15 protein-coding genes and 1 riboswitch are annotated in these 12,334 nt (G+C 73.5%); of the genes, 5 read left to right on the top strand and 10 right to left on the bottom strand.

The annotated features are described in order from the left end of the window. Positions 1–84 precede the first annotated feature (84 nt). From IE265_RS19545 to IE265_RS19515, 7 genes are all read right to left on the bottom strand, one after another. Positions 85–858 (bottom strand): urease accessory protein UreD, encoded by a 774-nt coding sequence (locus IE265_RS19545; protein ID WP_190036909.1) that lies wholly within the window; start codon positions 856–858, stop codon positions 85–87. Then, complete coding sequence (ureG, locus tag IE265_RS19540; protein ID WP_190036908.1) at positions 846–1,529, bottom strand: urease accessory protein UreG; 684 nt, start codon at positions 1,527–1,529, stop codon at positions 846–848. Before ureG ends, IE265_RS19545 begins: the two co-directional genes overlap by 13 nt. 91 nt (positions 1,530–1,620) lie before the next feature. Next, positions 1,621–2,295: an urease accessory protein UreF gene (locus IE265_RS19535; protein WP_190036907.1), complete on the bottom strand. Its 675-nt coding sequence runs from the start codon at positions 2,293–2,295 to the stop codon at positions 1,621–1,623. 16 nt (positions 2,296–2,311) lie between these two features. Next, positions 2,312–4,033: an urease subunit alpha gene (locus IE265_RS19530; protein ID WP_190036906.1), complete on the bottom strand. Its 1,722-nt coding sequence runs from the start codon at positions 4,031–4,033 to the stop codon at positions 2,312–2,314. Then, entirely contained in the window at positions 4,026–4,418 is a 393-nt protein-coding gene (locus IE265_RS19525) for an urease subunit beta (protein WP_190036905.1), read from the bottom strand. Before IE265_RS19525 ends, IE265_RS19530 begins: the two co-directional genes overlap by 8 nt. A gap of 14 nt (positions 4,419–4,432) precedes the next feature. After that, positions 4,433–4,735 carry an urease subunit gamma gene (locus tag IE265_RS19520; protein WP_190036904.1) on the bottom strand — a complete coding sequence of 101 codons (303 nt, stop codon included), beginning with the start codon at positions 4,733–4,735 and terminating at the stop codon, positions 4,433–4,435. An 855-nt stretch (positions 4,736–5,590) separates the two neighbouring features. Further along, positions 5,591–5,875, bottom strand: a complete 285-nt coding sequence (locus tag IE265_RS19515) for a type II toxin-antitoxin system Phd/YefM family antitoxin (protein ID WP_190036903.1) — start codon at positions 5,873–5,875, stop codon at positions 5,591–5,593. A gap of 239 nt (positions 5,876–6,114) precedes the next feature. Here IE265_RS19515 and IE265_RS19510 point away from each other — a divergent pair, with 239 nt between their 5' ends. Both IE265_RS19510 and IE265_RS19505 read left to right on the top strand, forming a co-directional pair. Beyond that, the gene (locus IE265_RS19510) at positions 6,115–6,423 is read left to right on the top strand and encodes a hypothetical protein (protein ID WP_190036902.1); all 309 of its coding nucleotides are present in this window, start codon (positions 6,115–6,117) and stop codon (positions 6,421–6,423) included. A gap of 370 nt (positions 6,424–6,793) precedes the next feature. After that, a riboswitch (cyclic di-AMP (ydaO/yuaA leader) is annotated at positions 6,794–6,958 on the top strand. Between the two features lie 3 nt (positions 6,959–6,961). Continuing rightward, positions 6,962–7,435 (top strand): C40 family peptidase, encoded by a 474-nt coding sequence (locus IE265_RS19505; RefSeq protein ID WP_190036901.1) that lies wholly within the window; start codon positions 6,962–6,964, stop codon positions 7,433–7,435. A gap of 188 nt (positions 7,436–7,623) precedes the next feature. On the opposite strand, the gene IE265_RS19500 is transcribed toward IE265_RS19505, so the two are convergent. Further along, complete coding sequence (locus IE265_RS19500) at positions 7,624–8,268, bottom strand: LysE family translocator (RefSeq protein ID WP_190036900.1); 645 nt, start codon at positions 8,266–8,268, stop codon at positions 7,624–7,626. Positions 8,269–8,354: 86 nt separating this feature from the next. Between IE265_RS19500 and IE265_RS19495 the strand changes: the two genes are divergently transcribed. Then, the gene (locus IE265_RS19495) at positions 8,355–9,272 is read left to right on the top strand and encodes a LysR family transcriptional regulator (protein ID WP_190036899.1); all 918 of its coding nucleotides are present in this window, start codon (positions 8,355–8,357) and stop codon (positions 9,270–9,272) included. An 18-nt stretch (positions 9,273–9,290) separates the two neighbouring features. Here the strand turns inward: IE265_RS19495 and IE265_RS19490 are convergent, their stop codons facing one another. Beyond that, complete coding sequence (locus tag IE265_RS19490; RefSeq protein ID WP_190036898.1) at positions 9,291–9,734, bottom strand: ATP-binding protein; 444 nt, start codon at positions 9,732–9,734, stop codon at positions 9,291–9,293. Positions 9,735–9,995: 261 nt separating this feature from the next. On the opposite strand from IE265_RS19490, the gene IE265_RS19485 reads away from it, so the two are divergent. Continuing rightward, positions 9,996–10,853: a helix-turn-helix domain-containing protein gene (locus IE265_RS19485; protein ID WP_190036897.1), complete on the top strand. Its 858-nt coding sequence runs from the start codon at positions 9,996–9,998 to the stop codon at positions 10,851–10,853. A gap of 9 nt (positions 10,854–10,862) precedes the next feature. Further along, positions 10,863–11,087: a DUF397 domain-containing protein gene (locus IE265_RS19480; protein WP_190036896.1), complete on the top strand. Its 225-nt coding sequence runs from the start codon at positions 10,863–10,865 to the stop codon at positions 11,085–11,087. Here IE265_RS19480 and IE265_RS19475 read toward each other — a convergent pair. After that, the gene (locus IE265_RS19475) at positions 11,068–12,204 is read right to left on the bottom strand and encodes an 8-amino-7-oxononanoate synthase (RefSeq protein ID WP_190036895.1); all 1,137 of its coding nucleotides are present in this window, start codon (positions 12,202–12,204) and stop codon (positions 11,068–11,070) included. The genes IE265_RS19480 and IE265_RS19475 overlap by 20 nt on opposite strands. Between the last annotated feature and the right edge of the window lie 130 nt (positions 12,205–12,334).

Below are 12,334 nucleotides of genomic sequence, written 5' to 3'. Positions count from 1 at the left end.
ACAGGGGTGCCGTGGCTTCTTTGCCAATCCGATAACCGGAACACTATTGCCCGTTGAGCGGTCACCTCGGAACGGGCCGGGGTCTCAGCCCAGGACGCGTGCCGCCTCGTCGAGCGTCCGGCGCAGCTTCAGGGCGTCCGGGGCGAGCGCGGTGACGAGGACGCCGGGGCCGGCGAGCGGGGTGAGCGAGGCGTACTCCCCCAGCATCCGGGGTTCGACCGGGCCTTCCGCGAACTCCGGTCGTACGACAAGGAGTTGACCGAGCGCGCGATGGCCGGCGAGTCCGGCGGGGCCGTCCCAGCCGCCCGGCGCCCCGGGTCCGCAGGACACCTCCTGGTCGAGCAGGGGGCGCCCGTCGATCCGTACGGTGAGCCGGCTGGTCAGCCGTCCCGGCTCCTCCCCCCACCGCCCGAGAACCTGCTCCTCGCGCAGCGTCAGCCGGGCGCCCGTCGCGAGGTCCGCGCGGGTCGTCACGGCCAGCTCGCTGCCCCTGACGGCGATCAACTGCTCCGGGAGCCAGCGCAGTTCGGCGCCCGCCGCGACGGTGAGGCGGACGTCGTAGCGCGCTCCGCCCTTGGCCTGACCGGGCAGGGCGATCGTCGCGGCGGCCGACCCGACGTGCAGGCTCGCGTCCCGGGCGACGTCGGCCTCCACCGTGAAGTGGTCGCCGCCGAGGGGGCCGCTCATCGCGCCGACCAGCATGACGCGCGCCTCGGCGCCCGCGGCCCGGGTCCGGCGCGGGGCGAGCGGGCCGTCGCCCTCCAGGGTGGGCAGGGCGGTGCCGCCGCGCCCGTCGGGCCGGGCCGCGATCCGCGCGACGGCCCGCACCCCTGCCGTCGCGGCCGTCACGCGGTCCACGCGGCGAACCGCCCCCGTACCCAGGCGGCGACCTCACCGACTCCGTCCTCGGCCCGCAACGACTGCAGGACCACCGGGAGTTCGGCCCGCTGGGCCTTGGCGTCGGCGGCCATCCGCCCGAGGTCCGAGCCCACGTACGGGGCGAGGTCCGTCTTGTTGACGACGAGCAGGTCGGCCGTCGTCACGCCCGGTCCGCCCTTGCGGGGGATGTCGTCGCCGCCCGCCACGTCGATGACGAAGATCTGCGCGTCGACGAGCCCCTTGGAGAAGGTGGCGGTGAGGTTGTCGCCGCCCGACTCGACCAGGATCAGGTCCAGGGGACCCACCGCGTCCTCCAGGTCCTCGACGGCTTCGAGGTTCGCCGAGATGTCGTCCCGGATCGCCGTGTGCGGGCACGCCCCGGTCTCCACGGCGGTGATCCGCTCGGGCGGCAGCACGGCCTCGCGCAGCAGGAACTCCGCGTCCTCACGCGTGTAGATGTCGTTGGTGACGACGGCCAGCGACAGTTCGTCGCGCAGGGCGCGGCACAGGGCCGCCACCGTGGCGGTCTTCCCGGACCCGACGGGTCCGCCGAGCCCGATCCGCAGTGCGCGGCGCCTCCCGTCGGGACGGTGGGCGTCGGCGCTCACGGCGGGCGGTCCGTCGTGGGAGTGGGTGTGGTCGAGATGCATCGCGGCGGCTCCCGTGGGTCGACTCGTGGGTGGGGCACAGTGGTTGGGCGGGGTGGTTGGGCGGGGTGTTCGGGCGGGGTGTTCGGGCCGGTCACGAGGCGAAGAGACGTACGGCCCACGCCGCGTGCGCCTGCGCGTCGATCTCCAGCAGGGGCGCCGAGGCCGCCGGCAGGGCGTCGATCCCCTCCTCGGCTGCCCGGTGGGCCGCGTCCACGGCCTGCCGGACGACGAGGTCCGCCTCGGGCGCCAGGCGTGCCAGTACCCGTGTCGCGTCGAACGGGTCGAGACTCAGCAGCCGCACGGTCGCTCCCGCGGGGCCGCTGACGCTCTCGTACGCACAGCAGTGCGCGGCGTCCTCGGGGCCGAGTCCGGCGGCGCGCGCGGTCAGGCCGAGCACCACCGGCTGATGGGCGCCCTTGGGGAACTCGCCCGCCAGGGCGTCGAGTTCGCCGGAGGGCCAGGCGGCCCGGGCGGCCCTCATGAGCTGCCGGCCGAGCCTTCGTGAGGCGTTCCGCAGCGCCGGCGACGGCGTACGGGCGTCGGCGGCCCGGTCCAGCTCCACCGGATCGAGCCCGAGGGCGGCCGCCGCCGCGAGGGAGGCGGCGACGAGCCCTGCCGTGTGCAGCCGGCCCCGGCAGAACTCCTCCAGGCTCCCCGCACCCGTGATGCGGCCCGCCTTGACGGCGGCCTCGGCCCCGCCGGAGTGGGCATGCCCCCCGGCGGGGAACCTGCCGTCGGCGAGGACGAGCAGCGCGGTACGCGACATGGCGGTCCCCGTCCCCTCAGAAGAGGAAGTAGCGCTGCGCCATGGGCAGCTCGGCGGCGGGCACGGCCTCGACGAGTTCCCCGTCGATCGTGACGGCGAAGCTGTCGGGGTCCACCTGGACACGGGGCCGGGCGTCGTTCTCCCTCATGTCGGCCTTGGTCACCCCGCGGGTCGACTCGATCGGCACGAGGCGCTTGCCGAGCCCGAGCCGTTCCGGCAGGCCGTCCTCGATCGCGATCGGCGCGACGAAGTTGAGGGAGTTGGCCGCCGGGGCCCTGCCGATCGCCCCGAACATGGGCCGCGGCAGGATCGGTTGGGGTGTCGGGATGGACGCGTTGGCGTCGCCCATCTGCGCGTACGCGATCTGCCCGCCCTTGATGACGAGGTGCGGCTTCACGCCGAAGAACGCGGGCTCCCACAGCACCAGGTCGGCGAGCTTCCCGGTCTCCACGGAGCCCACCTCGCGGGCCAGCCCCTGCGCGAGGGCCGGGTTGATCGTGTACTTGGCGACATAGCGACGTACCCGGTGGTTGTCCGCGTTGCCGTCGCCGGGCAGCGCGCCCCTGCGGCGCTTCATCACGTGCGCGGTCTGCCAGGTGCGCATGACGACCTCGCCCACGCGGCCCATGGCCTGGGAGTCCGAGGAGATGATCGAGATCGCCCCGAGGTCGTGCAGGACGTCCTCCGCCCCGATGGTGGTGGGCCGGATCCGGGACTCGGCGAAGGCGAGGTCCTCGGGCACGGCCGCGTTGAGGTGGTGGCAGACCATCAGCATGTCGAGGTGTTCCTCGGCGGTGTTGACGGTGTAGGGCCGGGTCGGGTTGGTCGAGCTGGGCAGTACGTGGCTCTCGGAGACCACGGTCATGATGTCCGGCGCGTGCCCGCCGCCCGCGCCCTCGGTGTGGTACGCGTGGATGGTGCGCCCCGCGATCGCGGCGAGCGTGTCGCCCACGAAGCCCGCCTCGTTGAGCGTGTCCGTGTGGATGGCGATCTGTGCGCCGGTCCGGTCCGCGACGGTGAGCGCGGCGTCGATCACGGCGGGGGTGGAGCCCCAGTCCTCGTGCAGCTTCAGGCCGAGCGCCCCGCCGCGCAGCTGCGACAGCATGGCCTCGTGGGAGACGGTGTTGCCCTTGCCGAGCAGACCGAAGTTGACGGGGTACGCCTCCATCGCCTCCAGCATCCGGGCGAGGTGCCAGGGGCCGGGCGTGACGGTGGTGGCCTTGGAGCCCTCCGCGGGTCCGGTGCCGCCCCCGATCAGCGTCGTGATGCCGGAGGCCAGCGCCTCGTCGGCGATCTGAGGGCAGATCAGGTGCACATGGGCGTCGATGGCGCCGGCCGTCAGGATGCGGCCGTTGCCCGCGATGATCTCGGTCTCGGGGCCGATCACGAGGTCCGGGTGCACCCCGTCCATGGTGTCCGGGTTCCCTGCCTTGCCGATGCCGGTGATCCGGCCGTCCCGAATGCCGAGGTCCGCCTTGACGATCCCCCAGTGGTCGACGATCACGGCCCCGGTGACGACGGTGTCCGGAGTGCCGTCCGCGCGCGTGGCGCGCGACTGGCCCATGGACTCGCGGATGACCTTGCCGCCGCCGAACACGGCCTCGTCACCGGCGCGGCCCGGGCCGCCGCAGCGGTCCTCCTCGATCTCGATCAGCAGATCGGTGTCGGCGAGCCGTATCCGGTCGCCGGTGGTGGGTCCGAACAGGTCGGCGTAGGCGGCACGCGAGATCTCAGGCACCTTCGTCTCCGTTCGCCGTTCCACCGAGGACTCCGGCACCCGGGGCGTGGACCGGTTCCGGTCCGGCGGCGTCACCGGAGTCCAGGGGGCCCGCGGTCTCCCCGCGCAGGCCGGGCACGACGCGCGCTCCGGCGATCGGTACGAGTTCGACCTCGACCGGGATGCCCGGCTCGAAGCGCACGGCGGTGCCCGCGGAGATGTCGAGGCGTCTGCCGTGCGCGGCGGCCCGGTCGAACTCCAGCCCGGGGTTGGCCTCGGCGAAGTGGTAGTGGGAGCCGACCTGGACGGGCCGGTCGGCGGCGTTGAGCACGGTGAGCCGGGTGACGTCGAGGCCTTCGTTGAAGGCGACGGGTCCGTCGGCGAACAGGATCTCTCCGGGAATCACTTGGCCCTCTCCCGTCAGACGATCGGGTCGTGGACGGTGACGAGCTTGGTGCCGTCCGGGAAGGTGGCCTCCACCTGGACGTCGTGGATCATCTCGGGGATGCCCTCCATGACGTCCTCGCGCGTGAGGATCCGGCGCCCGGAGGCCATGAGTTCGGCCACTGTGCGGCCGTCCCTGGCCCCTTCGAGGAGGTGGGAGGTGATCAGGGCGACGGCCTCGGGATGGTTGAGCCTCAACCCCCTGGCCCGGCGCTTCTCGGCCACGTCGGCGGCCACATGGATGAGCAGCCTCTCCTGCTCGTGCGGTGTCAGTTGCACGGCGTCCACCTCGCTGTCCTCGTCCGGACCGTGCGGGGTCCGGCTGCCGCGGCCACCACGAAGGGTCGGTCCGCGGTACGCGGTACGCGGCTGCGGAACACGGCCGGATCGCGCGACTCTGCGCGCCCCGGGCCGCGAAACCCCTGGTGACGTGGTGGTGCAGGCTAGTTGCGCGGCATTTCAGGGACGTTAACCACCGCGGGGCGGTCGGGGACGGACGGCACGCCGTCGGTCGGGGCCGTCCTCCGGCACGCCGGTCACCGGGCCCGCAGCCCACGGACTGCGGGCCCGGGTCACACGGCACGGACGGCAGGCCGCGGCCGCAGGGCACGGCCCGCGCGCCGGAGGACGGCCCCTGCTCCCGGTGACCCGGGCCGGCACCCCGATCCCACGGCCCGCACCGCGCACTCGGACTCCGGCCCGGGCCCCGGACGCGAGTGGGCCCGCCGACCGCCGACGAGGCCGACCGCCGACCGCCCTGAGAGCGGGCCCGGGACGACGGCGGGCCCCCGACCGCCGGCCGCTGACTGCCCTCAGAGGCGGGCCCGGGTGATGGCGAGTCGCCGATCGCCGACGGGGCCGAATGCCCGGAGCGGCGGGCCCGGTGACGGCGAGTCGCACAGCCCGCGGCCCGGCCCCGGGCACGGCGGACGCGGTGATGCGGCCGTACCGGGCCGGACAGGTCCTAAGGGGCTGCGAGAGCGCGAAGGGGGCCCGGCGTCCACCGCCGCGGCGACGGACCGGCCCACCGCGAGGGCGAGGACGCCGGCCGACGGACCGTATACGGCGTCTCCACCCCCAACCCGCGCCCTGCCGCGCCCCCCGTGCCCGCACCCGCACGGCGCGGAACCCCGCTTACGAGGCGCCGGCCCCCCGGTGCTCCGCGGTCACGCCGTAACGCCGGGGCTCCCGCGCGGCCGACGCGGTCCCGCGGACCCCGGACAGCGCGCCGATCACCCGTTCGTCGGCCTCCGCCGCCGCGTCGAGCTTCTCCAGTCGTTCCAGGTCGGCGGCCGAGACGAGGGCGACGAGGGGCTTCCCGTGCCGGGTCACGACGACGCGTTCGGCCCCGTACACCACCCGGTTGATCAGGTCGGCGAGCTCAGCCCTGGCTTGCGTCACCGGAATCTCGTAGGCCATGCTCCCCATCATAACGTCATGTACGTCCTGTACATTTTTTACAGAACCTCTGCCGAAGGAGGCCTGTGCCGTGACCCGACGTTCCGCCCGTCCCGTCCCGCCCGGATCCACCGTGCACGCGCGTACGGGGAGCTTCGCCACGACCCCGTCCGCGAGGCACCTCCACGAGCGGATCGCACTGCGCGCCGTCCCGGGCCACCGGGCGGCTTCCGGCACACACGGCGCGAGGTGAGCGGCGGATGCCTCCGTCCGAGCCGCCCCCGCTGCCGGCACTGACCCGCGCCGAGGCGGAACTGGTCGACCGCTACCTGGAGGTGCTCGACCTGGTCGGCCGGATCAACCCGGCACGACCCGGCGACACCTATCGCGGACTGCGCGCGGCCCAGGCCCTGGTGGCCAGCGCCGGCGCGCTGCGCGACGCCCTGGCCCTGATGCACCAGCGCGGCGAGCACGAGGTCCACGCGCCGACCCTGGAGCGCGCCCTGCGCGTCCTGGACGGTGAGCGCCGCGCGGCGCGGGTCGCCCTGCCGCCCGGTTCCGACATCTGACGCACCCCCACCGACCCGGCGCCTCCCGGGCATTCGGCAAGGCGTCCGGATCAAGGCCGAAACGCGCCGAACGGTGTACCCCCGGACGGCGTAGCCGGACCTCCTGTTTCGGGACCACACAACTTGCGCAACACGCCCGGCCTCGAGGCGGAATTGACCATTCCGGTGCTGGTGCGGGGGTCCTCGACCCTCGCGACACCCGTCCGCAGAAAGGGCTGTCCACCCGAACGGGTGAGTGGTGAGTAACGCCACAAATCGCCGGTTCCGCTCGGCTTTTCAGACATCCGTGCGTCAAGATCCCTTCCGACGACAAGCCCCCGCCAGAAGCGGCGGGGCGGTCCGGGCGGACGCCGAGTCCTGCCACTGCCCGGATGACAGGTCGACAGAAGTGGATCGGCAGGAGTGGAGGACCCAGGCACGACGGACCACCGGAGAGATCCGAGTGGCCCTTGGGGTGAAGCCGCGTCAGCGGCCGGGCAACTTCGCCAGCCCGAATCCGACAGGTCATCCTTCACAGGCGGCTGACGAAGGGTTGCGCATGACTGCGCTCAATCGTGTCCCGTCGCTGTTCAGCAGGGCCGGCACCGCCTCGGCCCTGACCATCGCCGCCGTCGGCGGCGGCATAGTGGCCCCCGGTTTCGCGTCCGACGCGGAGGCGGCCACACACGCGACGAAGGCACTCCAGGTGGCGGCCTCCAAGAAGGGCGCTCCCTACAAGTACGGGGCCACGGGGCCCAAGCGCTTCGACTGCTCCGGCCTCACGCTGTACTCGTTCAAGAAGGCTGGCAAGAAGCTGCCCCGCACCGCGGCGGCGCAGTACAACAAGACGAACCATGTCTCCGCCTCGAACCGCAAGAGCGGTGACCTGGTCTTCTTCCACTCCGGCCGGAACGTGTACCACGTCGGCATCTACGCCGGTAAGGGAAAGATCTGGCACTCGCCCAAGACCGGGGACGTGGTGAGACTGCAGAAGATCTGGACGAAGAGCGTCTGGTACGGCCGGGTCAGGTGACCTGCCCCGGAGGGCCGCGAAAGCCGTCGCGGCCCTCCGGCGCCCGTCCCGGTCCGTGATGGAACCGGTGCATCGGCTGCTCGTTCGGTCATGGGCGACATCCAGGACCGGGACGAGCGGGACGAGACACGGAGGCGGGCCTCCCGCGCGGCCTCCGGGACTGGGCCGAGGGGCCCGTGCGGGCCCTCTCAGGCCGTCAGCGTCTCGAGGAGCAGCCCGAGCCCCAGCAGCGTGAGAGCGGCGCCGGTGACGGCTCCGACGGCCCGGGCGGCGCGCGGCCGGCGCAGCCACCGGCCCAGCCGGTCCACGAGGAGCGCGACGGCGGGGAACCAGACGAGCGCGAGGGCGACCACGATCAGCGCGAGCAGCAGGGTGCGCGGCATCGCCGGGCTCCCGTCGGGCACGAACTGCGGCAGCAGGCTGAGGAACGTGATGGGCGCCTTGGGGTTGAGGACGTTGGTGACGAAGCCCTGCCGCAGCGCCCTGCCGCCGGACAGCGCGGGCCCCTCGTCCGGCGCCCCCGCCCCCACCGCCACTGCCGCCACCGGCCGTTCCCGTACGGACCGCAGTGTCTGGACGCCCAGGTACAGGACGTAGGCGCCGCCGAGGAGCTGGAGCGTGCGGAACAGCGCGGGCACGGCGGCCAGGACCGCAGCCACCCCGGCGACGGCGAGCGCGGTGTGGACGAGCAGCGCCCCCGCGATGCCGAGCGCGCACGCGACCCCGGCCCTGCGGGAGACCAGGGCGTTGCGTACGACGACGGTGAAGTCGGCGCCCGGCATGGCGACCATGCCGGCGGCGACGCCGGTGAAGGCGATGAGCTGTGCGTCCATGGGCCCAGCCTGCCGCCCGGGAGCCTTCAGCGGGTATGTGCAATATCGTGGGTCTGCCTTAAGCATCTCTTCAGCCCGGGAGCCCCGTGTACGACCCCACCCGGCTCGCGGCGCTGGTGGCGGTCGCGGAGGCCGGATCGATCACGCGGGCCGCCGAGCGCCTCGGGTACACCCCGCCCGCGCTCTCCCAGCAGCTCGCGAAGCTGGAGCGGGAGGCGGGCACGCCCCTGCTCGTCCGCCATCACCGCGGGACCCGGCTGACCGGTGCCGGCGAGCTGCTCCTCGCGCGGGCGCGCCGGGTCCTGGACGAGCTGGAGCAGGCTCGGCACGAGTTGGCCCGGCTGGCCGGGCTGTCGGGCGGGAAGTTGCGGGTCGGTACGTTCCAGACGGCCGGCATCCATCTGCTGCCGCCGGTCCTGAGCGCGTTCCGCCGGGCCCATCCCGACGTGGAGCTGACGGTGTCGGACCACGAGCCCCCGGCAGGCATCGCCGCCGTGGCGGCGGGCCGGGTGGACCTGGCGCTGACGCACGGCTACCAGCCCGCGGAGCCCGTCCAGCTGCCCTCGGCGGTGTCGGCGGAACCCGTGCTGGTCGAGGAGCTGGTGCTGGTGACCGCCCCTGGGCACGTCCTGGCGGGCGGTTCGGCCCGGCTGCCGCTGTCGGAGCTGGCGGGCCAGCCGCTGATCAGCATGGCGCCGGACCATCCGCCCCGGCAGGGCGTGGAGGCGGCGCTGGCCCGGGCCGGGGCGACGCCCTCGGTCCTCGTTCCGACGCCCGGCTACGCCCTGGTGTGCGCGCTGGTCAGCGCGGGGCTCGGGGTGGCCGTCGTCCCCGAGATGGTCGCCAGGACCGCGGCGACTCCGGTGGGGACGCGTCTGCTGGAGCCGGGGAACCTGCGCCGCACGATCTCGGTCGTGCACCGCTCCGACGAGGCGGCACCCGCCGCGGACGCGTTCCGGGCGCTGCTGCGGGGGGCCTTCGGCCGGGCTTCGCAGCAGAACTGAGCGGACCCGGTGCGGTGTTCAGTCGGCGGTGACGGGCTGGACGGGGGCGGTCCAGGGCAGCACGATGGACACCGTCTTGCCGCCCTCCGCCGTGGGCCGGACGGACAGCTTGCCGCCGCACTCGACGGTCAGCCAGCGGATGATCACCAGTCCGCGGCCGTTGTCCTGCTGGACGGCGGCGGGGAGCCGTTTCGGGAAGCGCGGGTGGCTGTCCGTCACCCCGATGCGCAGTTGCTCGTCCCGGTCCAGTTCGATGTCGACCGTGAAGGTCGGCGACTGCCCGAACGTGTGCTGCACGGCGTTGGTGGCGAGTTCGGAGACGATGAGCCGTACGGTGTCGGCCGCCTCGGTGTCGGACGGGAGCCCCCACTCGGCCAGCACGTCCAGGACGTAGTTGCGGGCGGTGGAGACCGAGGCGGGATCGCTCGGCAGAGTGACGGATGCTTCCTGGTGGTCTGCCATGGCGACGTCGTCCCTTTCCCACGGGACCGGGGCCCGACGCGAACGGCTGGTTCGGGTGCGGTCCCGGACTGGTGCTGGCGCCAGAGTGCCACTACCTCGGCGTTCGACGCACCGATCCACCAAGATATGCATATATCTGTCGCTCGAAGCGGTGAACTCTGCGACGGTCGACCGTATTTGGGCGGTGGGCCGGTTCGTCCTCTACCGTCGGCGTGACGCCGGACGACATCGCGCCGGCGCGACGGTCGGAAGGAGACGGCCATGCAGTACGGTCCCGCGGTGCGGCGCCGCAAGCTCGGCGCCGAACTGCGCACCCTGCGTGCCCGTGCGGGGCTGACGAGCGGCCAGGCGGCCCGGCTCGTCGGCTGGCACCAGTCGAAGGTGAGCCGGATCGAGACCGGCCGCAGCGGGGTCAAGCCCGCGGACGTACGGCTGCTCCTGGACGCGTACGACGTCCGGGACCCGGAACTGCACGAGCTGCTCGTGGTGCTGGCGGGCTCCGAGGACGGCGGGCGCCACCACTGGTGGCACGCCTACCGGGGCCTCCTGCCGTCCACGTACAGCGACTTCATCAGTCTGGAGTCCCAGGCGAGTGCGATGCGCACGCTGGAGAACACGGTCGTGCCGGGGCTACTCCAGACGCCGGAGTACGCCCGGGAGGTGACACGGGCCGCGGTGGACGGGGCGCCGGACGGGCAGGTCGACGCGCTCGTCGAGGTGCGTCTCGCCCGGCAGGACGTGCTGCGCGCGCAGCCGCCGCTGCGCCTGAGCGCCGTCCTGGACGAGGCCGTGCTGCGCCGGAGTGTGGGCGGACCGGCCGTCATGGCCGGGCAGTTGGCGCACCTGCGGGAGGCGGCTCGCCTGCCCCACGTGCGGATTCAGGTGCTGCCGTTCGGAGTTGGGGCCCACATCGGAGTGACCGGCCCTTTCGTTATTTTCTCATTTCCGAACAGATCTGATCTGGATGTGGTTGTTCTCGACCACTTGACGAGTAGCCTCTACCTCGAACGGAAAGAAGAACTCCAGGCCTACAGCGAGGCCTTCGACTCCGTTCAGGTCCACGCCCTTTCGCCCGAGGACACGTTGGATTTCATCGCCGGTGTAGCTGACGGCGCATAAGGAGGCACCATGCCCGCCCTGCCTCGGTACGTACCTTCGAGCACATGTCTGCACGGTGTGCGGTGGCGGCGCAGCAGCCGCAGCACGGGAATGAACAACTGCGTCGAGACGGCCCGCCCGGCCGCCGGCCCCTGGGCCGGGCTCCTCGCGGTGCGGGACTCGAAGAACACGTCGGGACCCGCCCTCCTCTTCGCCCCCGCGGCGTGGGAGGGCTTCATCGCCTCGCTTCGATGATGACGCGTACGGCCCGGTCGAGCTGCTCCTCCGTGAGGTCCGCGCGGGCGGTCAGACGCAGCCGTGAGACGCCGTCAGGCACCGACGGGGGCCGGAAGCAGCCGACGGCGATTCCCGCCTCCCGGCAGTCGGCGGCCCATCGCACGGCCCGGTCGGGTGAGGACGCGCGCACGGAGACGACGGCGGCGTCCGGCCGAACGGCTTCGAGACCCGCGGCCGTCAGCCGCTCGTGCAGGGCCGTCGCCACGGCGCGCGCGCGTGCGGCCCGCTGCGGTTCGCGGCGCAGCAGACGCAGTGCCGCGAGAGCAGCGCCCGCCGCCGCGGGCGCCAGACCGGTGTCGAAGATGAAGGTGCGCGCCGCGTTGACCAGGTGGTCGATGACGGGCGCCGGCCCGAGCACCGCGCCGCCCTGGCTGCCGAGGGACTTCGACAGCGTGACCGTGGTGACGACGTCAGGCGCGCCCGCGAGCCCCGCGGCCCGTGCCGCGCCCCGGCCGCCCTCGCCGAGGACGCCGAGGCCGTGCGCGTCGTCCAGGACCAGGGCCGCGCCGGACTCCCGGCACGCGGCGGCCAGTCCGGCCAGCGGCGCGGCGTCGCCGTCCACCGAGAAGACCGTGTCGGAGACGACGACGGCGGGCCCGCCGTGCGTGCCCAGCGCCTTGCGCACCGCGTCGGGGTCGGCGTGCGCGACGACCTGGGTGGTGCCGCGCGCGAGCCGGCAGCCGTCGATCAGGGAGGCGTGGTTGCCCGCGTCCGAGACGACGAGCGAGCCGTGCGGGGCGAGGGCGGTGACGGCGGCGAGGTTGGCCGCGTACCCGGAGGACAGGACGAGCGCGGACTCGAAGCCGCAGAACGCCGCGAGTTCGCGTTCGAGTTCCGCGTGCAGTTCCGTGGAGCCGCTCACCAGGCGGGAGCCGGTGGCCCCGCCGCCCCAGCGCCGCGCGGCACCCGCCGCGGCCTCGGTGACCTCCGGGTGCCGGGCCAGGCCGAGGTAGTCGTTGCCCGCCAGGTCCAGGAGCGGGGAGTCGGCGGGCCTGGGGCGCAGCGTGCGCACGAGGCCGGCCCGGCGACGCGCCCGGGCCTGTTCGTCGATCCACTCGAACGGCGATCCCGCCATGTGTCCTCCGGGCCATCGGGTGAGGGTGGTGCGCGGGCCGCCGGCACACGGCATCCGGCCCGGCCGCCCCTTCCGCTTTTTGTAGGCAGCGCACAGACCCTAGCGGGACCACCAGCCGCCCATGATGTGG

The sequence above is a fragment of the Streptomyces fructofermentans genome (genome assembly GCF_014651055.1).
GTDB classification, from domain to species: domain Bacteria; phylum Actinomycetota; class Actinomycetes; order Streptomycetales; family Streptomycetaceae; genus Streptomyces; species Streptomyces fructofermentans.
This window is presented reverse-complemented; position numbering and strand designations above follow the sequence as displayed.

Coding starts and splice junctions, on each gene's coding strand:
- ureG (WP_190036908.1), bottom strand. CDS start 1,529: ATGCATCTCGACCACACCCACTCCCACGACGGACCGCCCGCCGTGAGC.
- IE265_RS19535 (WP_190036907.1), bottom strand. CDS start 2,295: ATGTCGCGTACCGCGCTGCTCGTCCTCGCCGACGGCAGGTTCCCCGCC.
- IE265_RS19515 (WP_190036903.1), bottom strand. CDS start 5,875: ATGGCCTACGAGATTCCGGTGACGCAAGCCAGGGCTGAGCTCGCCGAC.
- IE265_RS19510 (WP_190036902.1), top strand. CDS start 6,115: ATGCCTCCGTCCGAGCCGCCCCCGCTGCCGGCACTGACCCGCGCCGAG.
- IE265_RS19505 (WP_190036901.1), top strand. CDS start 6,962: ATGACTGCGCTCAATCGTGTCCCGTCGCTGTTCAGCAGGGCCGGCACC.
- IE265_RS19500 (WP_190036900.1), bottom strand. CDS start 8,268: ATGGACGCACAGCTCATCGCCTTCACCGGCGTCGCCGCCGGCATGGTC.
- IE265_RS19490 (WP_190036898.1), bottom strand. CDS start 9,734: ATGGCAGACCACCAGGAAGCATCCGTCACTCTGCCGAGCGATCCCGCC.
- IE265_RS19485 (WP_190036897.1), top strand. CDS start 9,996: ATGCAGTACGGTCCCGCGGTGCGGCGCCGCAAGCTCGGCGCCGAACTG.
- IE265_RS19480 (WP_190036896.1), top strand. CDS start 10,863: ATGCCCGCCCTGCCTCGGTACGTACCTTCGAGCACATGTCTGCACGGT.
- IE265_RS19475 (WP_190036895.1), bottom strand. CDS start 12,204: ATGGCGGGATCGCCGTTCGAGTGGATCGACGAACAGGCCCGGGCGCGT.